The 1,461-nt window shown below is 44.8% G+C and carries 1 protein-coding gene; it reads left to right on the top strand.

Annotation, left to right across the window (positions count from 1 at the left end; translation table 11 throughout):
- Nucleotides 1–1,430, top strand: a 1,430-nt coding sequence (locus tag AC5590_RS30950; RefSeq protein WP_169268987.1) for a group II intron reverse transcriptase, incomplete at its 5' end; no start/stop codon positions are given.
- Nucleotides 1,431–1,461: the final 31 nt, after the last annotated feature.

Genomic DNA, 1,461 nt, shown 5'->3' with positions numbered 1-1,461 from the left:
AAGTTAGAGTGTTCAAAGCAGTTAAAGCAGGAGACATGCGGAAAGCGCGGTCACTCCAAAAACTGATTCTGAAATCTAAGGCTGCACGGCTACTGGCTATACGTCAAGTAACACAGCTAAATGCTGGGAAAAAGACAGCGGGAATAGATGGAACATCGTCCCTTAACTTTGAGGAGCGTTTTGAACTCGGAGGGGTGCTCGCGAAGCATGTACACGAGTGGCATCACAGCAAACTCAGGGAAATCCCAATACCTAAGAAAGACGGTACCTTCAGAACCCTAAAAGTCCCCACCATTGCGGATAGAGCGTGGCAATGTCTCGCAAAATACGCACTAGAACCAGCACACGAAGCAACTTTCCACGCTAGGAGTTACGGATTCAGAACAGGACGCTCTGCGCATGATGCACAGAAATATATCTTTCAGAATCTACGCTCAAATAGCCACGGAATAGGAAAGCAAATAATAGAACTCGATATCGAGAAATGCTTCGACAGGATAAGCCACACAACTATCATGGATAATTTGATAGCACCAAAAGGACTAAAAATTGGTATCTTCCGATGCCTCAAAGCAGGAATACACCCCAACTTTCCAGAACAAGGAACCCCTCAAGGTGGTGTGGTAAGCCCACTATTAGCTAATATTGCGCTCAATGGAATCGAGGAAATACATCCATCCGTCAGATATGCCGACGACATGGTATTTTTCCTAAAACCCAAAGATGATGCAACAAAGGTACTTGGAAAAATAAACCAGTTCCTTGCAGACAGAGGAATGAATATCAGTAAAAAGAAAACCAAGATAACCGCATCGACAGACGGTTTCGACTTCCTAGGCTGGCACTTCAAGGTGCAGGGCAACGGAAAATTTAGAAGCACCCCCTCAGTGGAAAACTTCAAAGCATTCCGTAAGAAAGTAAAAGCCATCGTTAACTGCTCTAACTATGGTTCCGAGGTAAAAGCTGAGAAATTAGCCCCCTTGGTTAGAGGATGGAGAAACTACCACAAATTCTGTAAGATGGATGGGTCACGAAATTCCTTATATCATATCCAACACAGAACATACAAGGTATTTAACGAGGAAGCAAAGAATAACCGATACTCCAGTAAGAAATTACTAGATAAGGCATTCCCGGCAATCTCTCACTCCGAAAACAAATTTGTCAACGTCCAAGGCGAGAAGTCACCATTTGATGGAGACATCCCCTACTGGAGCGAGCGCAACAGCAAACTCTACGAAGGACAAATCTCTAAAGCCCTAAAACGGCAAAACCACGCATGTGGATATTGCAGCATGAAGGCACTACCAGGTGAAGAATTCCACCTACATCATGTAGATGGCAACCATCAAAACTGGAAAACAAAGAACTTTCTAGCTGTGCACGAAAGTTGCCACGACTATATCCACATGAGCAAGGGGAAACCCTAGAACATCGGGAGCCGGATGCACGGAAACGGGC

Source organism: Brasilonema octagenarum UFV-OR1, from assembly GCF_963888615.1.
GTDB classification, from domain to species: domain Bacteria; phylum Cyanobacteriota; class Cyanobacteriia; order Cyanobacteriales; family Nostocaceae; genus Brasilonema; species Brasilonema sennae.
Note: the sequence above shows the minus strand (reverse complement) of the source record. Positions and strands in the feature narration are given on the sequence as shown.